This is a genomic window from Streptomyces sp. CNX435 (genome assembly GCF_059570575.1).
Genome location: NZ_JCANTA010000027.1, coordinates 20,855 through 43,468 on the forward strand (window position 1 = coordinate 20,855; position 22,614 = coordinate 43,468).

18 protein-coding genes and 1 pseudogene are annotated in these 22,614 nt (G+C 73.4%); 7 read left to right on the plus strand and 12 right to left on the minus strand.

Annotated features, from left to right (window positions below; genetic code table 11):
* The first annotated feature begins 119 nt into the window (after positions 1 to 119).
* Positions 120 to 503 (plus strand): ATP-binding protein, encoded by a 384-nt coding sequence (locus T328_RS31025; protein ID WP_496499554.1) that lies wholly within the window; start codon positions 120 to 122, stop codon positions 501 to 503.
* Positions 504 to 580: 77 nt separating this feature from the next.
* Entirely contained in the window at positions 581 to 883 is a 303-nt protein-coding gene (locus T328_RS31030) for an NIPSNAP family protein (protein WP_496499555.1), read from the plus strand.
* A gap of 6 nt (positions 884 to 889) precedes the next feature.
* Here the strand turns inward: T328_RS31030 and T328_RS31035 are convergent, their stop codons facing one another.
* The 3 genes from T328_RS31035 to T328_RS31045 all read right to left on the minus strand — a co-directional run bounded on the left by T328_RS31035 (position 890) and on the right by T328_RS31045 (position 5,836).
* Positions 890 to 1,255 (minus strand): WD40 repeat domain-containing protein, encoded by a 366-nt coding sequence (locus tag T328_RS31035; protein ID WP_496499556.1) that lies wholly within the window; start codon positions 1,253 to 1,255, stop codon positions 890 to 892.
* A 9-nt stretch (positions 1,256 to 1,264) separates the two neighbouring features.
* On the minus strand, positions 1,265 to 4,417 hold the full coding sequence (locus T328_RS31040; RefSeq protein ID WP_496499557.1) for an nSTAND1 domain-containing NTPase: 3,153 nt from the start codon (positions 4,415 to 4,417) through the stop codon (positions 1,265 to 1,267).
* 174 nt (positions 4,418 to 4,591) lie between these two features.
* Positions 4,592 to 5,836 carry an MFS transporter gene (locus T328_RS31045; RefSeq protein ID WP_496499605.1) on the minus strand — a complete coding sequence of 415 codons (1,245 nt, stop codon included), beginning with the start codon at positions 5,834 to 5,836 and terminating at the stop codon, positions 4,592 to 4,594.
* A gap of 628 nt (positions 5,837 to 6,464) precedes the next feature.
* On the opposite strand from T328_RS31045, the gene T328_RS31050 reads away from it, so the two are divergent.
* Both T328_RS31050 and T328_RS31055 read left to right on the plus strand, forming a co-directional pair.
* A complete protein-coding gene (locus tag T328_RS31050) occupies positions 6,465 to 6,902 on the plus strand; it encodes a hypothetical protein (RefSeq protein ID WP_496499558.1) in 438 nt (145 codons plus the stop codon).
* A gap of 279 nt (positions 6,903 to 7,181) precedes the next feature.
* Positions 7,182 to 8,216 carry a GlxA family transcriptional regulator gene (locus T328_RS31055; protein WP_496499559.1) on the plus strand — a complete coding sequence of 345 codons (1,035 nt, stop codon included), beginning with the start codon at positions 7,182 to 7,184 and terminating at the stop codon, positions 8,214 to 8,216.
* 362 nt (positions 8,217 to 8,578) lie between these two features.
* Here the strand turns inward: T328_RS31055 and T328_RS31060 are convergent.
* The 3 genes and pseudogenes from T328_RS31060 to T328_RS31070 form a co-directional block, all read right to left on the minus strand.
* Positions 8,579 to 9,355 (minus strand): annotated as a pseudogene (locus tag T328_RS31060) (NAD(P)H-dependent oxidoreductase); the annotation flags it as partial.
* Positions 9,356 to 9,684: 329 nt separating this feature from the next.
* Positions 9,685 to 10,185 carry an ATP-binding protein gene (locus tag T328_RS31065; protein WP_496499560.1) on the minus strand — a complete coding sequence of 167 codons (501 nt, stop codon included), beginning with the start codon at positions 10,183 to 10,185 and terminating at the stop codon, positions 9,685 to 9,687.
* 458 nt (positions 10,186 to 10,643) lie between these two features.
* Positions 10,644 to 11,054, minus strand: coding sequence for an STAS domain-containing protein (locus T328_RS31070; protein WP_496499606.1), 411 nt, complete (start codon positions 11,052 to 11,054; stop codon positions 10,644 to 10,646).
* Positions 11,055 to 11,380: 326 nt separating this feature from the next.
* Here T328_RS31070 and T328_RS31075 point away from each other — a divergent pair, with 326 nt between their 5' ends.
* Both T328_RS31075 and T328_RS31080 read left to right on the plus strand, forming a co-directional pair.
* A complete protein-coding gene (locus T328_RS31075; protein ID WP_496499561.1) occupies positions 11,381 to 11,956 on the plus strand; it encodes a sigma-70 family RNA polymerase sigma factor in 576 nt (191 codons plus the stop codon).
* Complete coding sequence (locus T328_RS31080) at positions 11,953 to 13,137, plus strand: zf-HC2 domain-containing protein (RefSeq protein ID WP_496499562.1); 1,185 nt, start codon at positions 11,953 to 11,955, stop codon at positions 13,135 to 13,137. The genes T328_RS31075 and T328_RS31080 overlap by 4 nt, the downstream gene beginning before the upstream one ends.
* Before the next feature lie 105 nt (positions 13,138 to 13,242).
* Here the strand turns inward: T328_RS31080 and purU are convergent, their stop codons facing one another.
* The 4 genes from purU to T328_RS31100 form a co-directional block, all read right to left on the minus strand.
* Positions 13,243 to 14,091, minus strand: a complete 849-nt coding sequence (purU, locus tag T328_RS31085) for a formyltetrahydrofolate deformylase (RefSeq protein WP_496499563.1) — start codon at positions 14,089 to 14,091, stop codon at positions 13,243 to 13,245.
* Positions 14,092 to 14,112: 21 nt separating this feature from the next.
* Entirely contained in the window at positions 14,113 to 14,550 is a 438-nt protein-coding gene (locus T328_RS31090) for an SCO4402 family protein (RefSeq protein WP_496499564.1), read from the minus strand.
* Between the two features lie 120 nt (positions 14,551 to 14,670).
* A complete protein-coding gene (locus tag T328_RS31095; protein WP_496499565.1) occupies positions 14,671 to 16,248 on the minus strand; it encodes a hypothetical protein in 1,578 nt (525 codons plus the stop codon).
* 39 nt (positions 16,249 to 16,287) lie between these two features.
* On the minus strand, positions 16,288 to 17,832 hold the full coding sequence (locus T328_RS31100) for an NsdA family TPR-like regulatory protein (RefSeq protein WP_496499566.1): 1,545 nt from the start codon (positions 17,830 to 17,832) through the stop codon (positions 16,288 to 16,290).
* Between the two features lie 192 nt (positions 17,833 to 18,024).
* Here T328_RS31100 and T328_RS31105 point away from each other — a divergent pair, with 192 nt between their 5' ends.
* Positions 18,025 to 18,711, plus strand: coding sequence for a bifunctional DNA primase/polymerase (locus T328_RS31105; protein WP_496499567.1), 687 nt, complete (start codon positions 18,025 to 18,027; stop codon positions 18,709 to 18,711).
* Between the two features lie 457 nt (positions 18,712 to 19,168).
* Here T328_RS31105 and T328_RS31110 read toward each other — a convergent pair whose 3' ends face one another.
* Positions 19,169 to 19,294 (minus strand): hypothetical protein, encoded by a 126-nt coding sequence (locus T328_RS31110; RefSeq protein WP_496499568.1) that lies wholly within the window; start codon positions 19,292 to 19,294, stop codon positions 19,169 to 19,171.
* A gap of 109 nt (positions 19,295 to 19,403) precedes the next feature.
* Entirely contained in the window at positions 19,404 to 22,460 is a 3,057-nt protein-coding gene (locus T328_RS31115; protein WP_496499569.1) for a BTAD domain-containing putative transcriptional regulator, read from the minus strand.
* Positions 22,461 to 22,614 lie beyond the last annotated feature (154 nt).

Here is a 22,614-nt window from a genome sequence, read left to right on the forward strand (position 1 = left end):
GCCTCGCCAGGCTATGCGCATCAGCGGCATCGTGGGGGCCCATGAAGCCCCCAACGATTGCACGAGAAGCGGAATGCGCCCCTGGCGCGCAACCGACCGCGCTCGCCCGGACGTTCGCCATGCAGTTCACCTCCAGCCGCCGTGGCGCCCGCCTCGCCCGGCTGCTCGCCGTGCGGCGGCTGGACACGTGGGGGCATCCCCGCGGCGGGGAGGTGTCGCTGAAGGTGGAGACGGTCGTCGCGGAGCTGTGCGCGAACGCCGTGCTGCACGGGCGGGTCCCCGGGCGGGACTTCCACCTCGCGGTGCGGCTGCGCGTCGACGGCGTGGTCCGGATCGAGGTGTCGGACGCGCGGCGTGAGCGGGTGCCGGTGCTGGGGCGGCCGTGCCCGGTGGACGAGGAGTCGGGGCGGGGGTTGCTGCTCGTGGACGCGCTGGCGGAGCGGTGGGGGGTGGCCGAACGGAGAGGCGTGGGGAAGATCGTGTGGTGCGAGGTCGAGACGTAGGCGCTACGCCGCACCGTTCTGACCGCTCCGCGATGCGTACGCTGCGGTCCGGGAGCTAACGACTCAGGAGGACTCGGATGCCCAAGACCACCCAGCTGCGCACCTACACCGTCCGGGAGGGCATGCTCGATGAGTGGGTAGCGCGGTGGCGTGCAGAAATCGTGCCGCTGCGCCGGGAGTTGGGTTTCACCATCGGCGGCGCCTGGGCCGACCGGGAGCGTAACCAGTTCGTCTGGCTCATCTCGTACGACGGCCCGGAGACGTTCGCCGAACGGAACGCGCTTTACTGGGCCTCGCCGGGACGCAAGGCGATGAATCTCGACCCGGACGAGTACCTGGTGCACACCGATGACCGCACGGTCGAGACGGTCGACCTGTAGTGGTGATCACGGGTTCAGCGGAAGCATGTGGTGCCGTCGCTCGTCGTCGCTGAGGACGCGGAAGACCCGGCCGCGTGCTTCCGCTTCAAGACGTTCGAAGTCGGGCTCGGCGGCCCACACTCGGGCGGTGCCGTCGAAGGAGCCGGTGAGGAGGCGAGTGCCGTCACGGGACCAGGCGACCGACGCCACTTTGTCCTGGTGCACGCCTACGATCGCGATCTCCTCGAAGGTGGCGGACGACCAGAGGCGCACCGTGCGGTCGTCGGACCCGGTGGCGATGAGCCGACCGTCCGGAGACCAGGCGACAGCACGGACGCGGCCCTCGTGGCCCTTGAGGACCTGGACACGGCGGCCTGTGGTCGTGTCCCACACGGCGGCCGTTCAGTCCCCGGAGGCAGTGGCGACGCGGTCTTCGTCGGGGGACCAGGCGACGTCGTCCACGTAGTTGTCGTGCCCACGCAGCACGGTGAGCTGCCGGCATTCGGCAACGTCCCAGAGTCGGCACGTACGGTCGTCCGAGGCGCTGGCCAGGAGGCGGCCACTGGAGGACCAGGCGATGCGACTGACCCAGTCCTGATGTCCGGTCAGAGAGACGAGTTCGACTCCCGCTTGGGCCGACCAGACCCTCACTGTGCCGTCGTGGTCTCCGGTGGCGATGCGGCTGCCGTCGGGGGACCAGGCGACCGACTCGACCACGGGTACCCGGTGGTCGAAGAGGCTGGCCTGGTTTGCCATGACGAGGCTGAACACACCGCCGTTGGTGCTGATGGCCAGGCGGTCGTCGAGCGGTGCCCAGGCGGCGCTCCAGACGCGGTCCGCCTGCTCGATGACATGGCTGGAGGGGGTTCCCGTGGTGGCGTCCCATACCCGGACCGTTCCGTCGTCCGAGGCGGTGGCGATGCGGGTGTTCTCATGCGACCAGGCAGCCTGGTTCACGGGTCCGCGGTGCCCGTGGAGAAGCAGCCGTTCGGCACCCCTGGGGCGTAGGTCCCAGATGCGGCCCGTGCCATCGGTGGAGCTGGTGGCGAGCCGGTCGCCGTTGGGGGACCAGGTCACGCCCCACACCGTGTCGGAGTGCCCGCGCAGGACGGCGACGACCTTCGCATCGCAGGCGTCGACGATCCGTACGCTCTGGTCGGAGGAGGCCGAGGCGAGCATCTGTCCGTCGGGCGACCAGGCGACGTTCCAGACGTAGTCCGTGTGACCGCGGACCAGAAGCCGCTGCGCGCCGCTCTCGGCGTCGAAGACGCGCACCGTATGGTCACCGGATCCGGTGGCGATCCGGTGACCGTCCGGGGACCAGGCGATGCCTTCCACGAAGTCGGAATGGCCGGACAGCGTCGTCACCGAGGTGCCGGTGGTGAGATCCCACACGAGGGCGGTCTGATCGTGTGAGGCCGAGGCCAGGCGTGCGCTGTCCGGACCCCAGGCGAGGCCCCACACGTCGTCGCGGTGTCCGCGCAGTTCGTGGATGAGGTCACCCGTCTCGGCGTCCCATACACGCACCCTCTGGTCGCGTGAACTACCGGCGATCCACCGACCGTCGGGTGACCAGGCAACCCGCCGCCCGATGTCGGAGGCACCGGTGAGCAGACGCAGGGGCTCTCCGGACGCGGCGTCCCAGATCCGTACGACGCAGTCGCGGCCCACGCTGGCGATCCGGGAGGAGTCGGGCGACCAGGCTACGCCCTCGACCATCACACCCTCGGACGGCAGAGCCCACACAGAGCGACCCGACCGGGCGTCATAGACCCTGGCCGTGCCGTCTCTGGACGCTGTGGCCAGAAGCCGCCCGTCCGGGGACCAGGCAACGTCCCGGACAGTGTTGGTGTGCCCGTCGAGTTGGATACGTAAGTGACTGAACGCCAGGGCCGTCATGAGGCCACGCCGGGCGTTCGGGGTCGGCGTGCATTCGCCGAGCGCGGCCAGTGACAGCAGGAGAGACTGCTCAGGCTGCTGTTCCACGGCGCCGAGCGCGTGCTCGCCGATGCTGTCCGAAACGCGCCGCAGGAACACGAGATCGCGACGCTGTGACGACTCTACGAGCGATTGCGCCGCTTCCGAGGCCTGACCGGTCTCCTGCAGCGCGAGCAGCCATCGCCGGGCGAGAGTGAGCCTCTCGCCGGTGAGCAGATAGTCGGCGCCGCGTCCGGAGCGCTCCCAGTCCTCCGCCCACCGTTCGAGTTCCGCGCGTTGCCGCAGCTGTTCTGCGCGCGCCTCGACCTCCTGCCGCAAGGGTGCCCACCGGCGGAACAGCGCCTCATGCGTGACCTGGGCGTAGGGCTCCTGGCCAGCGCGTACGTCGGACATAAGCAGGCGGGCCTCGACAAAGGCGTCCACGACGCGTCGTTCCTGTGCCGTCAGCTCGGCGAGCGGTACGCGACGTCTGGCCACCTCTTGACCCTGGACGGTGACGAACCTCAGCAGCACCCGCAGTACGAATTCAATGCCATCGTCCGCAGAGCCCAGCTCGGCCACGGCGTGATCGGCTTGCCGGCCCAGCGCGCCGGCCACTCCGCCGCGGCTGTGGTAAAGCTCCTCCGTGACCGTCCCTCCGGGGCCGGAGGCGAAGTACAGCTCCTGCAACAGATAAGCGAGCAACGGCAGGGCGTCGTCGGCGCCCGCGTCGTTGACGATTGCCTCCACGACACTGGGCGCGAAGGAGAGACCGACAAGCGCGGCGGGCTGCTCGACCACCTGGGCGAGGTGGCTCCTGCCGAGCGCGCCGATGGCGACCGGGTGCTGGAAAAGGTCGGCGTGGCCCGTGTCGAGAAGCGGTCCCAGGAAGTCCACGCGCAGTGTGGCGAGTACGCGGATCCGCGCATCTCGCGTCACGCAGGCGCGAAGGGCTTCGAGGAACTGGGTACGTTCCCGTTCGCCGGCGAGAGTGACGAGTTCTTCGAACTGGTCGACCACGACGAGCATGCGGCGGAACCTGCCGCCGCGAAGCCTGGATAATTCCGCGAGCAGCGAGGCGGGGTCCTGCCGAAGACGCCGTAGTACCGCGCTCACCGGTTCGCGCTCACCATCGGCCGCAGAGATCGCGGAGGCCAGGGCCGCCAGGGGGTTGGGGCCCGGAGAGAAGGCGGGGAGGATCGACCAGCGTCGGCTGCGCAGCCGCGGCATCACCCCCGCTCGTACCAGCGACGACTTCCCGCTCCCCGAGGCGCCCACGAGGACGAGGAACCTGTCTGAGGGCCGGTCCTGCGCTTCGTGCAGCCGACGTGTCAGATCCTCGGACTGGGCCTCCCTGCCGAAGAACACGGCGGCCTCGTCCTCTACAAACGCGTCCAACCCGGGATACGGAACCCGGTCGCGAGGCCAGTCCGTCGGCGGAGTCGCGGGATTCTCCAGCCGGTAGACGACGATCTGCACCACCACCATGGTGACGATCAGCAGTCCGATCGCCGGGATCGCAACCCGCTGGAGCACGTGCAGGAGCCACGGCACGTCGTTCTCGTTGGTGGCGTAGTTGGTGACGATCCCCAGCAGACTTGCCACAAGCACCAACAGGACCTGGAGCAACAGCTGCAAACGGTTCCTCATGACGCACCAATCAGTACGCCGCTTCGTCGCCGCAGCACTCCACGCCCCCGCTCCGCCGCCACCGAGTACCGGGCATCGGGACATCGACGCCCATTGCACATCATCTGGGCCGGGCGACGCGATCTCAACCGCCCCCGGGAAAACCGGTCACGGCACCAGGTCCTACGCCGCCCGCACCCGGTCCTCCGCCCGGCCTCGGCTCACCACCAGCGACATCATCGCCGCCAGCGCGCACAGCCCGCCCGACGCCAGCCACACCATGTCGTACGTTCCCGTCACGTCGCGGGCCACGCCGCCGAGCCAGGCCACCAGCGCCGCGCCGATCTGGTGGGAGGCGAGGACCCAGCCGAAGACGATCGCGCTGTCCTCGCCGTAGTGCTCGCGGCAGAGCGCGAGCGTGGGCGGGACGGTGGCGACCCAGTCCAGGCCGTAGAAGACGATGAAGAAGACCATCGGCGGGTGGATCGACGGGCCGAGCAGCAGCGGCAGGAACATCAGGCTGAGGCCGCGGAGTCCGTAGTAGACGGCGAGCAGCCGGCGGGCGTCGTACCGGTCGGTGAGCCAGCCGCTCGCGATCGTGCCGATGACGTCGAAGACGCCGACGACCGCCAGGAGCGAGGCCGCCACGGTCATGGCCATGCCGTGGTCGTGGGCGGAGGGCACGAAGTGGGTGCGGATGATGCCGTTCGTGGACGCGCCGCAGATCGCGAACGTGCCGCAGAGCAGCCAGAACGTACCGCTGCGCGAGGCGTCGCGCAGGACGCGCAGCGCGCGTGCGGCGGCGCCGTGCCGCGGCGGGGGCTTGGGGACGAACTCGTCCGAGCCGTACGGGGCGAGGCCGACGTCGGCGGGGTGGTCGCGCAGGAGGAGCCAGACGAACGGCACGGCGGCGGCGGAGACCAGTGCGACCGTCACCGTCGCCGGGCGCCAGCCGTGGGTCTCCACGACCCACGACAGCAGCGGCAGGAACACCAGTTGGCCGGAGGCGGTGGCGGCGGTGAGGATGCCGGTGACGAGGCCGCGGTGTTTGACGAACCAGCGGTTGGTGACGGTGGCGGAGAAGGCGAGCGCCATGGAGCCGGTGCCGAGGCCGACGAGCAGGCCCCAGTAGAGGAGCAGTTGCCAGCTGGCGGTCATCCAGTGACTGAGAAGGGCCCCGGTGGCGATCATCGTGAGCGCCACGGCCACCACGCGGCGTATGCCGAAGCGGTCCATGAGCGCGGCGGCGAAGGGGGCGGTGACGCCGTACAGGGCGAGGTTGACCGAGGCGGCGAGGCCGATGGTGCCGCGGGACCAGCCGAACTCGTCGTGCAGGGGGCCGATCAGCAGCCCGGGCAGCGCGACGAAGGACGCCGCGGCCACGACGGTCGCGAAGGCGACCGCCGCGACGAACCAGGCGCGGTGCACGCGGCGCCGCCGCGGGGCGGGGACGACGGTCGCGGTTGTGGCGGCGGTGTCGTCTGTCTCGTTGGTCTCGGCGGTCTCGGCGGTCTCGGCGGAGGGCGGCGGCGGTGTCTGCGTCACCCATCGAGGATGGCCCGCGGATCATGCGCGGACGAGTGGCCCGAGGGCCAAGGTCTGCAAGGATCAGGCCACCCCGACAACGCTCGCCGTCTGCTACGAGGCCCAGCGGTGGACCCGCCCGTCCGGGGCGGTGTAGCTCACGTTCTCTCGTTCGCGGTGGCCTCGATGGTGAACGGCCCGACGCCAGATCCCGGCGGGCCGGACGGCGATAGATTCCGTCAAGACCACGATAGATTCCGTCCAGGTTTTGCGCATACAGCCGGTGGCATGATTGTCGCGACCACGCGGCTTGCCTGTACGCTAACGACTCGCGCCTACCCTCCACCCTTGTTGCAGGGGAATTCTTATCGGCGCGTGAATCGAGACCACACCGACGACGAGGGACACGAATGCAAAAGGCCCAAAACAGGGCCTGAGCCGCACTCTCACGGGGGGCAAGTCGCTGGATCTGCCGGGCGCCTCGGAGAGGCGCCCTCGATCACGAGTAAGTCTTCAGGGGAGGAAACAGGCAATGATGCGCAAGATTTCGGCCGCCGCGTTCACGGTGGGGCTGGCAGTGACGGGGGCGCTCTTCGCGGCCGGTCCGGTGCAGGCGCAGAACCCGCACCCGTGTGACCCGTTGGATCTCGACATCTGCACCGAGACCATCGACGACCACCCTGGCGGAAAGCTGTGGTTCAAAAGGGACGGGGACAGGGTGGAACTCGCCGACACCGACGAGGACGGCCTGCGGGCCGTCGGTAATGTCTACCTGGGGAGCAAATCCGCTGGCGACGCGAAGAAGGTCTACACCTTTTACGCTGAGGGAGGCGACGGCCTCGTGGTCAGGCGGGCCAGCGATGGCGGTAAGTACAACCTCATCGAGAACCGTGTGTACACCTTCCAGGTCTGCCTCGACGACGACCCGGGCAAGGACAGGTTCTGCAGCTACTGGGAGGTGTACAACTAGCCCCGGGGATTACGGGAGGGGCGCCCGAGTCGCCTCGACGACGGCTAACTGACGAAGAAGGCCCCTCCAATTCGCCCGCCACCGAGCGCGGCGAGCATTCCCCATCAGCCCCCGCCGCGCCGCTTGCCTGCGCGCGGCGGGGGACCCAAGCAGCCCCGGCCGCTCAACCGTTCGCATGAGCGTCAACCAGATGGCGGGGGAAACCCTGGAAACCCGACCCAAGGCGGCCTCGCGGCGACACCCGATGGCCCGAGGGTCAACGTGTGCAAGGATCGGGCCATGAGCACTGTGCAGCGCAGAGCGACCGCGGGGGCGGGCATCTTCCTGCATCCGGAGCGGCATCCCGTCGCGGTCTTCGTACGGCACGGGATGCTGCCCATCGAGATGGGAATCGCCCACCGCCTCTTCGGGCGGGCCCGCAGCGCGGCGGGCGATCCTCTGTATGAGGTGGTGACCTGTACGGTCACGCCGGGCGAGGTGCGTACGGACGCGGACGTGAGCGTCAACGTACGGTACGGGCCGGAGGCGCTGGCCCGGGCCCGTACGGTGATCATCCCCGCGGCGCACGAGGCGGACGAGGCGTACACGCGCGGGCGGCTGCCCGCGGAGCTGGCGGCGGCGCTGGGACACGTGCGGGTGGGGACGCGGCTCGCGTCGATCTGCACCGGGGCGTTCGTGCTCGCCTCGGCCGGGCTGCTGGACGGGCGGCCGGCGACGACGCACTGGACGTCGGGCGACCGGTTCCGGAGGCTGTTCCCGAAGGTGCGGTTCGACCCCGACGTGCTGTACGTGGACGACGGCGACGTGCTGACGTCCGCGGGGGTGGCCTCCGGGGTCGATCTGTGCCTGCACATGATCCGGCACGACCACGGCTCCGCCGTGGCCAACGACGTGGCGCGGCGCACCGTCGTGCCGCCGCACCGGGACGGCGGGCAGGCGCAGTTCATCCGGCGGCCGGTGCCGGAGCCGGCGGTGTCGACGACGGCGAAGGCGCGGGCGTGGGCGCTGGCGCGGCTGCACGAGCCGCTGGCGCTGCGGGACTTGGCGGAGTGCGAGTCGATGTCTGTACGGACGTTCACGCGGCGGTTCCGGGACGAGGTGGGGATGAGCCCGGGGCGGTGGCTGACGGTGCAGCGGTTGGAGCGGGCGCGGCAGTTGCTGGAGGACACGGACCTGGCGGTGGACCGGATCGCGGCGGACGCGGGGTTCGGGACGGCGGCGTCGCTGCGGCAGCACATGCAGGCGGCGCTGGGGGTGTCACCGAGCGCGTACCGGCGTACGTTCCGGGCGGAGGGGGGCGGGGTGGCCGCCTGAGGCGGGGGCGTTGTCCGAGGCGGGGATCACGTCCGCGGTCGGGGCGTTGTCCGGGGCGGGGGCCTCGTCTGCGGTCGGGGTGCCTACGGTCGGGGCGTTGCCTGCGGCGGGGCGTCGCCTGCGGCGGGGGCTCCGCCTGCGGCGTGGGGCGTCTCTGGCGGAGGGACGGGCTTGTCAGCGGGATTGTCGGAGGGGCGGCCTACCCTGGGGCGGGTGTGCGGGGAAGTGGGGGTGTTTGTCTGCGCGTTGGCCGCCGACGCGCCCTCGCCGTACGACCCCGCCGCCGACGGGCTCTCGCCGTACGACCCCGCCGCCGACGGGCTCTCGCCGTACGGCCCCGCCGCCGACGGGCCCTCCACGTGCGGCCCTGCCGCCTCCGTGCGGTGCACTCCCAAGCCCGCTTCGCCCGCGGCCAGTTCCGGTCGCAGCACCAGCCGCTCGTCGTAGTCCCCGCTCCGCTCCATGCGGTACGGCAGCGGGGCCGTCGTCCCCAGGGTGCGCAGCCGCTCGCCCAACGCCGCGGCAACCGGCGGGTAGCCGGCCGGCGTGAGGCGGTCGGCGCCGTAGACGACGAAGGGCGGCAGCGGCGCCATGCCCGTGTAGAAGAACGTGCCGTGGTGCAGCGGCCACAGCACCTCGTCGATGTGCCCGTGGATGCCGCGCGGGCCGAAGCTCGCCTCGCGGGCGCCGACCGACGTCACGACCAGCGCGCGCTTCCCGGCCAGGCCCCCGTCCCCGTATCGCCGCGTTCCGCCGTCCGCGTCCTTGACCTTGGACGCGAGTCCCTGCACGAGCACCCGGTCGAACCAGCCCTTGAGAATCGCCGGGGGCCCGAACCACCACAGCGGGAAGTGCACGACGAGGGCGTCCGCCCACGCCAGCTTCTCGTGCTCGGCGGCGATGTCGGGGCTGACGGTACCGGCCCGCCAGGAGTCCTCCTGGGCGTCGCCGACGAGGAACCGGTGGTCGGTGGCGTCGGCGTAGTCGTCCACGTCCAGTACGGCCTTGAAGCCCATGGCGTACAGATCGGACTGCCGGACCTCGTGACCCGCGTCGCGCAGCGCGCGGAGGCCGTCGTCGCGGAGGGCGGCGTTGAGTGAGCGGTGTTCGGGGTGGGCGAAGAGCCAGAGAACGTTCATGCTTCGAGACTCGCGCCACGCACGGCCCGGGGCGAGAGCCGTATCGCCAACATCCGCAAGAATCACGCCACGAGGAGCCCACGCGAAGCCACGCGAATCGCGCCACGCCGCTGAGGGTCGAGTGGCGGTACGCCCGTGCAACCCCGAGCCTTGCACGGCGAACCGCCACCCGGCATCGGCGGATGGGGACCGTCGCCGAATGCGCGACCCGCTTTCGCCAAGGGCGTACCACCGGCCGGCAGCCCTCGGCGTCCCCTCGCAACGAATCGCTGCCCACAAGGGTGATCAGGCCCGTACGGCTCGTCAACACCTGGTCCGGTCCGGAGGTGTCACGTGCTGTTCGTGCCGGCGCGTGCGTGTTCGTGCGCTCCCGCGAGCAACGCGCCGTCCGCGCCGTCCGCGCGCTCCCCCGGCGGCCGGGCGAGGGCGCACGCGCGGTCGATCTCGCACCAGATGACCTTGCCGAATCCTTCCGCCTGCCACCCCCAGCGGTCGGCGATGGCGTCGACCAGCTCCAGCCCCCGGCCGTGCGTCTCGTACTCCTGCGCGCACCGCTGCCGCGGCGGGGCGGCGCAGGTGTCGACGACCTCCACCCGGTACGGGCCGCAGTCGGCGGGCGACGCGGGGAGGGAGAGGCGGAGGCGGGCGGGCCGGTCGGTGTGGACGACGGCGTTGGTGACCAGCTCCGAGACGAGCATCACCAGCGATTCGGCGTACGGCTCGTCGGCCGCCACCCCGGTCCACGCCAGCCTCGCCCGGGTCCACCGCCTGGCCCGGCCGACCTCGACGGGGTCGGGCTGCACCTTGAGCTGCACCTGCAGGGTCTGCACCGCTCACACCATCCTCGGGATCACGCTGCGTGATCTCTTCACTGTCCAGGATGATTGACGTAGCGTCACGGCAACAAGCGCTTCGGGCATATCCCAGCGCGAATGAGTGCGCGTGCGGCATACTGTGCGACGCTCGCGCCCGACGGTCGAACGCCGGTCCGGCATCGACCATTCATGCTGCTGTGACCATGTACGAGTCGGGCACGTCCGCACCGCCGCGGCCACCGATTCGAGGGCCGCGGGTCCGTGTCGCCACAGGACAACTCGCACCCGATGAAGGGTAGTGGAGTCGGGGCCGACTTCGTTGCGTAACGGAAGAGTTCGCCCGTGCGTGTTGAGCTCTCCCTCCTTTCAGCACTCTCCGTAGTCAAATCGCGGGTCGGTGAGTGAGGAGTCCGAGGACGAGTGACACCCAACTCCGCTGCCGGCTACGCCGAAAGCCGCCGCACCGACACCCGCTACGCCGACAGCGGCTCCGCCGTACCGCCCGTCGCGTCGTCCACGTCCGCGTAGACCGCGAACAGCCGCCGTACGCCCAGCGCCGCCAGCACCCGGTTCACGTGCGCCCCGCTGGCGACCGCGCTCCCCGTCGAATACGCACCCGTGGCCCCGCTGCCGCCGTCCGCCGGCAGGATCAGGCGGAACTCGCCACCGCAGGAACTCAACAGCCGGCGCGCGGCGATGAGGACGCCGACGCCGCTGGAGTCGCAGAAGCGGACCGCGGAGAGGTCGAGGACGAGGTGGCGGCGGCCCTCCGCGACCGCGTCGTGCACGTGCTGGCGTACGCGGGGCGAGGTGACCAGGTCGAGCTCGCCGGAGACCCACAGGACATGCCAGTCGCCTCGGTTGTCGGTGGTCACCTGCAGCAAAGACACCCCGTCGCAGTCCTTCCGTCGCCTGCCGGCCCGTCGCGCCCGCTCGCCCGTCCGTTTCGTCCCGCCGGCATCCGTCATCTGCCGTGTTGCACGTGTCACCTGCTGTGCCCACAGCACACAAGATGAAACACCGACCCTATGCGCAATCACCGCACGAGGCCCCCGCATTCCGGTCAGCAGCGGATAACCGTTGGCAATTCGTTGCCTTCTGTTGCACGTAATGCGGTACAGATCACGCTCCGAGGGCGTACGTCCCCACCCCCCGGCGCTACATTCGTTGCCACCGGCAACGCGGAGGCGACCGACGGATTGGGGGACGCATGGCGCACGGGACCGGACCGCAGGGCGCCGGACAGGGCACCGTTCCGCCCCGCTGGAACCGCAAGATGCAGCAGCGGCTCGCGCGCGGCGAGGCCGCCGCGCTGGGCGAGCTGTACGACCGCTTCGCGCCCCTCGTCTACGGCCTCGCCCTGCGCGTGCTGGAGAACGAGGAGGAGGCGAACTGCGTGCTCTCCGAGGTGTTCTCGTACGTCTGGCAGCACCCGGACGCGTACGACCCGAAGCGCGGCCAACTCCGCGCCTTCCTCGCCGGACTCGCGCACAAGCACGCCGTACGGCGGCTGCGCTGGTCCGTGATCCAGGCCGGCGCGGCCGGGGAGATCGGGGACTCCGAGGAGCGCATCCGCGCCGTCTCCGTCGCCGCCCGCGCCGACTACCTCGTCACGTCCATGCCCGAACCGCTGCGCGCCGCGCTGGAGCTGGCGTACTTCAAGCGCCGCGACTACCGCCAGACCGCCGCCGAACTCGGCGTCTCCGCCGACGAGGCCCGCCGGCGGCTGCGCCTCGGGCTGCAGCTGCTCGCCACCGCGCACACCGAGGGCGGGCGGCCCTCATGACCACGGGCCCCTACAACCACGGCCGGCTGAAGTCCCTGCTCGGCGCATGGGCGCTGGCGGCCTGCGCGCCGGAGGAGACCGCGGCCGTCGAGGCGCACCTGACCGACTGCGCGCCCTGCGCCGACGAGGCGCTCCGGCTGCGCGACGCCGTGCGCCTGCTGCACCCGCACGACAACCTCGACCTGGACGCCGCCCTGCGCGGTCGCGTGCTGGAGCTGTGCCTGACGCGGCGGATGCCGGGGATCCCGATGCCCGGGTGGTCGGTGCCGTACGACGCCGAGACCGCCCGGCTGGACGCGCTGCTGCACGACATGGGCGAGGCGGAGTGGGGCGCTCCGGTACAGCTCGCGTGGTACGACGACGACCGGCCGGCGACGCGGGAGACGTCGGTGGCCGGCGTCATCGGGCACCTGCTGGCCGTCGACGGGCTGCTGGCCCTCGCGCTCGGCCTCCCCGACCCGCTCGCCGCCGCGGACACATCCGCCGACGAGGCGCACCCGCGCACGGTCTCCTCCCCCGCCGAGCGCACCGAGGCGCTGTGGCGGGAGGCGGGCTCGTCGTACGCGGAACAGCAGTCGCTCGCCCGGGAGTTCCGGCGCAAGCACGCGGGGACGATGCGCGGCCACTGGCGGGACCAGACGTACGCGCTGATACGGACCGCGGGGTTCGCGGGCGGCGGCGTGGCCGACCTGCCGGTGCGGTACGGCGGCGGGGTGACGCTGCCGCTGCGCGACGCCTTCCTGGACCGGGCCTTCGAGTGCTGGATCCACGCCTGGGACATCGCGGAGGCGGTGGACTACCCGTACGTGCCGCCGACGCCGGAGCACATGCACCTCATGATCGACCTGGCGGCGCGGCTGCTGCCCGGGAGGCTCGCGGACCGGCGCCGCTCGGGGCGCGCGGCGCCGCCGCGGACGCTGGTGGCGGCGGGGGCGCCGGGGCGGACGCTGCACCTGGAGGTGGAGGGCAAGGGCGGCGGGGACTGGTACATCCCGCTGGACTCGCCGGCGGCGGTCGCGGGGCCGGAGCGGGCCGTGGCGCATGTGGCGCTGGAGGGCCTGGAGTTCTGCCGGCTGGCGGCGGGGCACGTGTCGCCGGAGGACGCGGCGGCGGGGCGCGACGGGGAGCGGGAGGCGGTGGACGACTTCCTGTACGCGGCGGTGTCGCTGTCGCGGCTGTAAGCGGGGCAGGCGGGGCGGACAGCGCGGGCGGCTAGGCGGAGCGGACCGCCCAGGCGGCGCGTACGGACGCGGAGTCGCCGCTACGGGTCGTAGAACCGCCGCGGTCTACGCGAAGACCACCGTGCGCGTGCCGTTCAGCAGCACCCGGTGCTCGCTGTGCCACTTCACCGCCCGCGCCAGCGCCTGGCACTCCACGTCCCGCCCGACCGCCACCAGCTGCGCCGGCGTCACCTCGTGCCCGACCCGCTCGACCTCCTGCTCGATGATCGGGCCCTCGTCGAGATCCGCGGTCACGTAGTGCGCGGTGGCGCCGATCAGCTTGACCCCGCGCGCGTGCGCCTGGTGGTACGGCTTCGCGCCCTTGAAACTCGGCAGGAAGGAGTGGTGGATGTTGATGATCCGCCCCTCCAGCTGCTTGCACAGGTCGTCGGAGAGCACCTGCATGTAGCGGGCGAGCACCACCAGCTCCACACCCTCGGCCCGGACCAGCTCCAGCAGCCGCTGCTCCGCCTCCGCCCCGGTGTCCTTCGTGACCGGCAGGTGGTGGAACGGGATGCCGTAGGAGCCGACCAGTTCCTCGAAGTCGGTGTGGTTCGACACCACGGCCGCGATCTCCACCGGCAGCGCGCCGGTGCGGGCGCGGAACATCAGGTCGTTAAGGCAGTGCCCGAACTTGCTGACCATGAGCAGCACCCGCATCCGCGTGCCCTGCTCGTGGATCTGCCAGTCCATCGCCCACGACTCCGCCACCGCCGCGAAGCTGGCGCGCAGCTTCTCGACGTTCGCCTGCCCCTCGGCGGAGAAGTGCACCCGCATGAAGAACAGGCCGGTGGTGGGGTCGCCGTACTGCTGGCTGTCCTCGATGTTGCAGTCCGTCATGAAGAGGTAACTGGAGACTGCATGCACGATGCCCTTTTTGTCCGGGCAGGACAGCGTCAGCACGTACTCGCTCATGGGCCTACGATCCCACACCCGTCAGGCGGCGCCCGTCATGATCGCCAGCACTTCGAGGGAGCGCGGCGTGGCGTCGGGGTCATCGCCGTCGTTCTCCGCGAGCCGCACGTGCGCCTCCCGCGCCGCGCGCACGGCCTCGGGCCAGGCGTGGTTCTCCAGGTACGCGGAGACCGGGGAGTCCGCGCCGACCTGGTGCATGATGCGCAGCACGCGCAGCACGGCGGTGTCGACGAGGGCGGCCTCGCGGGAGTCGCGGAAGATCGTCCCGACGTACTTCTCCGCCGACCAGTTGTCCAGCCAGGTGTCCTCGACGAGGCGGTAGACGGCGTCGGTGACGTCGCCGTACCCCGACGTCCCCGCCGCCCAGTACTCACGCTGGAACTCGGGGTCGGAGATCATGTGCAGCGCGGAACGCACGTTGGCGCGCCAGCGCCACCACGGCATGTCGTTGATGGGCATGGGGACCATGGTGGGGTAACGGCGGTCGCCGCGGGAAGCCCTTTCACCGACGGGACCGCCCGCACCGCTCACCGTGCCCGTACCGCCCACCGTCCCGCACCCCTCACCGTGCCGTACCGCTCACAGCTGCGTCGCCTGGCGCCGCGAGAGGCCGTACTCGTCGGCGATCGGGTTCCAGAGACCGGCGGCCTTCTGCTTGGCGGTGGTGGCCTCGCCGCTGGCGCGGTTGCCCGCCGACAGGTGGTTCCCGCCGCCGCCGCAGCCCTTGCCGCGCCTGGCCGCTTCGGCCCAGGCGGCGTAGTGGTCGTCGGCGGAGGCGCTGGCGTTCCAGGCGTTGGTGAGCGAGCGGGTCAGCTGCTGGTGGGACGGCAGCCGGTCGACGGAGAGGTCCGAGAGCCGGGTGACGAGGTCGCGGCGCTGGCCGGCCGCGTCGCGCAGGTCCCGGGCGGCCTTGCCGAGGGCCTTGCACTGGCGGATGTTCTCCACCGAGCTGATCACCGTGTCCCGGCTGTCGTTGCTCTCGGCGAGCAGCGCGTCCAGGTCCTTGGCCTGCGCCTCGGCGGGGTCGTCCTTGACCCGCTTATCGCCGTCGCCGCCGTCGCCGTCGTCCTTGCCGCCCGGGTCCTGGTCGGCGCTGGCGCTCGGGGTGGCGCCGCTGGCGGAGTCGCCGCCGCCGTCGCCGCTGCTGAGGAGCCAGCCGGCGGTGATGCCGACGGCGGCGCAGGCGGCGGTGCCGATGGCGATGGCGGCCCAGCGGGGGATGGAGCCGCGGCGGTCGTCGTCATCGTCGTCGTAGTAGCGCCCGGGGGGCGGGGCGCCGTTGCCGTGGCCGTGGGCGTACGGGCCGGGGGGCGGTCCGCCGGGGTGGGCACCGGGTGCGGGGCCGGCAGGGCCGGCAGGGCCGCCGGGGGGCTGGGCGCCGTACGGGGCGGACGGGTGGCCCGCGGGGGCGCCGCCGGGGCGGACCGGGGGGAGCTTCTGGGTGGCGCCGGGGTCACCGGCGGGTGGGCCGCCGGGGGCGCCGGGGGCACCGGGGCCGGGGCCGGCGGGGGCCGCGTCGCGGAAGAGGCCCTCGAACTGCGTGTGCACCGGTGCCGCGTGGCGGGCGGAGCGCGGGGAGTCCTCTTCGTACGCCGGCGGGGCGAAGGGCGGCACGCCGGGGGGTCCGGCGGGCGGGGCGCCGGGCTGCGGGTCCGCGTACGGGCCGGCGAGCGGCTGGATGAGCTGGGTGGCGTCGGCGTCGTCGCCGGGTCTCTGCTGCGGTGCGGCGGCGACCGGGGGTATGAGCTGGGTCGCGGCCCCGTCGTCCGCCGCACCGGGCGGCGGGCCGGCGGGCGGCTGGTGCGGGGCACCGCCGTACGGCGGCTGCCCCGGCCCCGGCCCCGAACCGGCGCCGGGGCCGCCGGGGCCGGCGCCGGGGCCGCCCGGCGTGGCCTGGAGCGGCCAGGGCTCCGGGTCGGCCGGCGGCGCGGCCGGCGGGGCGCTCTGCGGCGGCTGCGGGCGCTCCGGGCGGTTGCCGAGGTGACGTATCTGCTGCGTCGACTCGTCCACTGTCTCCGCGGCAGCCGCGGCCGGGGACGGGTCCTGGGCCCACCACGGCTCGCCGCCCGGGGGCGGCCCGGCGCCGTCCGACGCGGGGGGCACCGCTCCCGCGCGCTCCTCGCGCCGGGGCTCGCTGCCGTGTCCGTTGTGGGTCAACGGGACTCCTCATGGGTACGGACTCTGACCGTCCGGACACTACCTGCTCGGTGCCGCGGTGAGCCAAGAGCCCAGCCCATGGCACCGGGCGGTGAACTCCCGCACCGCCGGCTCCGCCTCGTACGGCTCCAGGCTCCGTGCCAGCCGGGCCAGTTCGGCCGCCGCCCGGGCCGAGGCGAGCCCGTCGAGCAGCCGCAGCGCCCGCACGCCCGTACGGCACGCCTGGGCCGGCTCGCGCCGCCCGGCCTGCGCCCGCCCGAGCGCGGCGAACGCGAGGCAGCGCAGCCGCGCCGACGACTCCGGCAGCCCGGCCAGCGCCTCCTCCGCGCACCGCTGCGCGGCCTCGTAACGGCCCAGCTCCAGCAGGGCGCAGGCCAGTTCGTAGGCGAGCGCGGGCCGGTCGAAGCGCGCCAGCCATGCGGGCTCGCGCGTACGTCCAGGGTCGCGCCCCGGATCGCGTCCTGGATCGCGCCGCGGGTCGCGCCGCGGATCGCGTACGCCGCCCGCACCGCCCGCCATACCCGCCCTGCTCGCCCCGCCCGCCCCGCCCGGCCCGCCCGGCCCTCGGATCCCGTCGGCCTCCGCCTGCTCCAGCGCCGCCCGCGCCCGCGCCGCCGCCTCCCGGAACGCCGCCTCGTCGCCGAGCCCCGCCGCGCCACGTGCCTCGGCGGCGCTGAACAGCGCCTCCGCGCGCGGCGGTACGCGGTCGCGGGTGCCCTCGCGGGCGGTACGGGCCAGCTGGACGACCTCGCGGTGGTTGCCGAGCGCGGCGGCCAGCCGGCTCATGCCGGCCGCCAGGACGTAGCCGCCGAAGCCGCGGTCGCCGGCGGCGTCGGCGAGGCGCAGGGCCTGGACGTAGTAGCGCTGGGCGACGCCCGGCAGGCCCGTGTCGACGGCCATGCCGCCGGCCAGCTCGGTCATCCGGGCGGCGGCGGCGAGCAGTTCGCGGCCGATGGCGTCGTCGTAGCGGCCGGCGAGCAGGCCGGCGACGACGGAGTTGAGGTAGTGCACGGTCACCGGCCGGTAGTGGCCGCTGCCGTGCCGGCGGTCGAGGGCGGCGAGGGTGGCGGTGGTGTCCCGTACGGCGTTCACGTCGGTGCGGGTGACGGGCCGGCCCGAGGTGCGGGCGAGCGGCGGCCCGGGCGCGCTGATCAGCCAGTCGCGGCTGGGCTCGACGAGCGCGGAGGCCACCGGCGTCGCGCGGGTCAGCACCTCGCGCCGGCCCACGTCGGCGCGCCACAGCTCGCAGACCTGCTCGACGGCGGCGGTGACGGTCGGGGCGTAGATGAGGCCCAGCGCGGTGCCGGAGTGCCGGGAGTCGGCCATGCCGACCTCGTCCAGGGTGACCGCGCGGCCGAGCTTGCGGCCCAGCGCCTCGGCGATCATCGCGGGCGCCTGGCCGCGGGGGCGCTGGCCGCGCAGCCAGCGGGCCACGGAGGTCTTGTCGTAGCGCAGGTCGAGGCCGTGTTCGCGGCCGCACATGTTGACGCGGCGGGCCAGCCCCGCGTTGGAGCAGCCGGCCTCTTCGATCACCACCTGAAGTCGTACGTTCGGTGTGCGTGCCTCGATTGGCCTGGCGGCCATGGGTAGTCCTCCCTGCAAGGGCCTTGCTCGGCCGGTTCCTGCCAGAACCGCCAGGACGATCATTTCCCGCGAAATAAGCGGAAAACGCCATGCTCCCTCCCGCGCATCCGTGCGCCCCACTGCCGTAACGTTGCTGCGGCCGAAGGCTCCGCGGGCCCGTAACCCCTGCTCACGGCTGGAGTTGAGCCGTTCGTGAACGAGACCGTGGGAGCAGAGGCGACGCAGGTACCCCGACGACTGAACCCGCACGAGCGGGGCGAAGAACCGCTGTCCGCAGCCCTGCGGTACGCGGAGGAACGGCACTGGGACGTCGTCCCGGGCACCTGGATGGAGACCGACGAGGCGACCGGCGTACCGCGGTGCTCCTGCGGCGACGCGGAGTGCCACGCGCCGGGCGCGCACCCCGGGCGGCGCGACTGGAAGGCAGCCGCAACGGCCAGCGCCACCGTCGTGCGCCGCCTGTGGTCGAAACACCCGCGGGCGGCCGTACTGCTGCCCACCGGGCGGGCGTTCGACGTCGTGGACGTCGCGGAGAGCGCCGGGTGTCTGGCGCTGGCCCGGCTGGAGCGGAAGCGTACGGCGCTGGGGCCGGTGGCGGCGACGCCGGACCGGCGGATGTACTTCTTCGTGCTGCCGGGCGCCACGGCGAAGGCGATCGACGGGCTGCACACCCTGGGCCACGCCTCGTCGGCGTCCCTGGACCTGGTGGTACGCGGCGAGGGCGACTGGGCGGCGGCGCCGCCGACGCGGTTCGGGCTGAGCGGGCCGGTGCAGTGGGTGCGGCGGCCGACGGTGTCCAACTCGTGGCTGCCGGACGTGGCCGACCTGATCAGCACGCTGGCGTACGCGTGCGGGGTCGCCTCCCGGCGGCGGGCGTAGGGGGATCCGGGGGCCGGGGGCGAAGCGCCGCTCGCCGCAAGCGGCGGGGCGGGGTTTCAGGAGGAGCCGGAGCGCTTGTCGACGCAGGTGCCGGCGCGGGGCGGGCAGGGGCGGGGGCGGGGAAATGCAGTGCGCGGGGGCCTGAGGCGCTCCTGACCGACGACAGGGCCGCGCCGGCAAGCGCGGACGAGCCACCCCGCCACGCACCGGCCACGCGCCGCGGTGCGTGGCCGCGGCCCACGCTGTCAGCTGCGCCGGGGCAAGAACCGCGGTTCACGGGGGACGTGCGACGCCAACGGCAGGCGCAGCCCCGCCGGACACGCCCTGCCGGCCGCCGCGAGCCGACGGCGGGCTCGTACCGCACACCCCTGCCCCCGGACAGCCCCCGACACCGCACACCAACTCCCACAACCGACCGGGCCGCTGCAGGCGGCCCCGCCCCGCCGCGCCGCAGGCGCTAGCTCGCCGCCCCCGTCGAGCCGGGCTGCGTCCGCCAGCCCGGCAGCAGCTCGTCCAGCAGCACCGCCGAGCGGCCCCCGCCCTGCCGGCCGCCGCGAGCCGACGGCGGGCTCGTACCGCACACCCCTGCCCCCGGGCAACCCCCGCGCCGCGCACTAACTCCCGCAACCGCCCGGGCCCGCCGCAGGCGGCACCGCGCCGCCCCGCCGCGCCCCGCCGCAGGCGCGCCGCAGCTAGCTCGCGGCCCCGGCGGAGCCGGCCCGCGCGCGCCAGCCCGGGAGCAGCTCGTCCAGCAGCGCCTCCGTGCGCGGCGGCAGGCCGCGGGCGCCGTGGAGGGCCGCCGCGCGGTCGAGGAGGTCGGAGGCGGTGGCCTCCAGGCGGGCGGTGTCGCCGGTGGCGTGCACCGCGCGCAGCAGCTCGTTCCACAGCCGCTCGTCCGCCGGGGCGACGACCAGCGCCGACTGCACCGCGGCGACCGCGCCGTCCGCCTGCCCCGCCTCCCGGCGCAGCGCGGACAGCGCCAGCCCCGCGTCGGCGACGAGCAGCGGCAGCTGGGCCTCCACGATCTCGTTGGACAGCCAGCCGTACCGCCCCTGCGGCCGGTCCGCGAGCAGCGGGCCCGCGGCCAGCGCCAGCGCGTCGTTCAGCAGCCGCTCCCGCGTCTGCGGGCTCGACTGCCGGTCCGGGTCGGTCGCTTCGAGGTGCAGCGTGCGCAGCACGTCCCAGTCGGAGACGACCGACGTGGACAGCGCCAGCCGCCCGTCCGCGTCCGGCGCGAGCCGCGCGGCCCCCGAGGGGTCCCGTCCCAGCCAGTTGACCAGCCGCTCGACGAAGGCGTCCCGCACGTCGTCCGTCACGCCCCGCGGCCAGAGCGCCGCGGCGAGCACCTGCGGGTGCACGCCCTCGCGGTGGAACAGCAGCAGCGCCAGCGCCTCCCGCAGCAGCGGGCTGCGCTCGCCGTCCGGCTCGGCCAGGCCCATGATCTCGTACGAACCGAGCAGCCGCGCGTACACGGCGGGCCGGCCCTGCTCGGACAGGTCCACGGTGAAGCCGACGTCGCCGGCGGCGCGGGTGACGGAGATGCCGCGGCCGTCCGTCCCGCTGGTCGCCGGGCCCTCGAAGCCCACCTGGGAGAACAGCTCCACCAGCGCCTCGTGCTGCTCCTGCGGCAGCCGCTGCGCGGCCAGCTCCAGGCCCAGCAGCGGGGCGCTCAGCCGCCCGTCCCGGGTGATCTCGAACTCCCAGGACGCGCCCGCCAGTTCCTCCTGCCCGGTGCCGACGAGGTAGCCGATGCCGAGCCGCGAGGAGCCGCCGGCGAGGTGCGCGAGCTGGTCGGCCTCGGCCGCGGTCGGCTCGGTGGCGACGATGACGAGGTGCGGCGCCCAGTGCGTACGGCCCGCGTGCCCGGCGCGGCCGGTGAGCACGCTGTCGTGCCCGGCGTTGCCGAGGGCGTTGGCGCGCTGCGCGGACTCGGCCTCCATGACCTCGATGAGCGCCGGTACGTCCTCCAGGTAGCGCACCCGGGTCGGCGCCAGCTCCGTCAGCCGCTCGCCGAAGCCGACGACGGTCACCGACATCCGGTCCGACCATCCGTTGGTGGCCAGCTCCGCGGCGATGGACGACAGCACCGCGAGCCGGTCCGCGGGGGCGCCCTTGACGGCGGCGATGCCGGGGACGGCCTCCAGGTTGAGCAGCAGCCGGGCCTCCTCGCGGGTGCCGAGGCTGGCCAGTCCGGGGTACGGGGCCGCGGCGGCGCCTTCACCGGGCTGCGCTTCCTCGGGCTGCGGGATGCTCTCGACGTCGGCGCGGTCGATGCGCCAGAACGTCTGGTCCTGGCCGGTACGCCACGGGGCGGGCGGCTCGCCCGCCACCCCGGCGAGTTGCAGGTAGAGGTCGCTCTCGGTCAGCCAGGCGGCGTAGATCGTGGGCAGCGGGCGGGCGGTCGCGGTCAGCGCGGCGGACAGGCCGCGCAGCGCCCGGTCGAGGAAGCTGACGCCGCCGGGGTCGGCGCCCACCAGCAGCGCGTCGCGGGCGAGCGCGGCGCGCCCGGCCGGCTCCGCGCCCGTACGGCCGGCGCCGCCGGTGTGGAACGCCGCCTGCCACAGCGCCTGCCGGCGCCGCCGGCTCAGCGCGCCGAGCACGCCGGCGGCCAGCAGCGGCGCGGCTATCAGCACCTCCGGCAGGCTGATGCCGCCGTCGCTGTGCACCTCGGCGGCGGCCCCGTCGCCGGCGCCGCGCTCGCCGGCGCCGCCGTCGGTGTCGCGGGTGGGGATCTGCTGGACGTTCGCCTGCTCGCCGGCGCGGTCGCCGGACTCGCGGTCGACGGCGGGGGTGTCGGGCACGAGGCGCTCGCCGCGGCCGGAGGTGGCCTGCTGCCTGTCGCCGTCCTTGCCGTGCTCGTCGGCGGTGGGGCTGGACCTGTCGTACTCGTGGATCTGCTGGGCCTCGGACTTGGACACCTCGTCGCGGTCCTCGGGCATCTCGACCAGGTCGCCGCCGTGGGCGTCGGCGGGCATCTCCATGATCCAGCCGGGGCGGATCAGGCTGGCCTGGCTGAGCTTGGAGCCGTCGGGCTGGATGCGGTCCTTGTTGAGCTGGTAGATCTCGCCGTAGCGGCGCCCGTCGCCCAGGTGCCTCTCCGCTATCTCCCAAAGAGAATCGTGATGGCGGCCCTCGGGCGGCTGGATGCGGTAGAACTTCGTGTCCCGCTCGGCCTGTTCGCTGGTGTCCTTGCGGACCTCGCCGCCGGCGCCCTGGCCCTGGGGCGTCTCGACGTCGACGGCCGGCCGGGCGGTGTCGACCTGCTGGCCCGGGGTCTGCTGGGCGGCGGCGACCGGCGGCGGCTTGTTCTGGTCGAGCTGCTGGCCGAGCTGGGACAGGCCGGGCGCGAAGCTCGCGGCGCCAGCGGTGAGCAGCAGCAGGGCGGCGACGAGCTGGCGGGCGAGCGCCTGGCTGGCGCCGGAGCCCGGCACCCGGCCGGGCATGCCCATCCCGGAGACGGCGGCCTTGGCCTCGACGAGCACGCACGCGGCGAACTGCGCCCAGGCCAGCCAGACGACGACCGCGAAGACCTTGACGAAGACGTCGGTGGTCACGTCCTCGTTGAGCATGCTGAGTGAGGGCGTCTCGTCGGGCAGCGGCCAGCCGATGAAGTAGGCGAGCGCGCCGGGCACGCCGACGACGAGCACCACCAGCGCGAGGAAGGCGAAGAACGCCCTGACGACGTCGCCGAAGGTCCTGCGCCGGATGCGTACCGGTACCGGAGTCCTGTTCGCACTGCTGCGTGCCATTGCTGGTCCTGAGCCCTCCCGGTCGGCGCGGCGCGGACCGCGGCCCCCCATGTTCGCGCGCTGCGCGCGCAGGCCGCTGGGCGGCGTCCCCGTAGTTGCCCACCTGACGTTACCGAAGGCCGTTTTAGGGGTCGAGCCCAGGCAGGTGACTGCC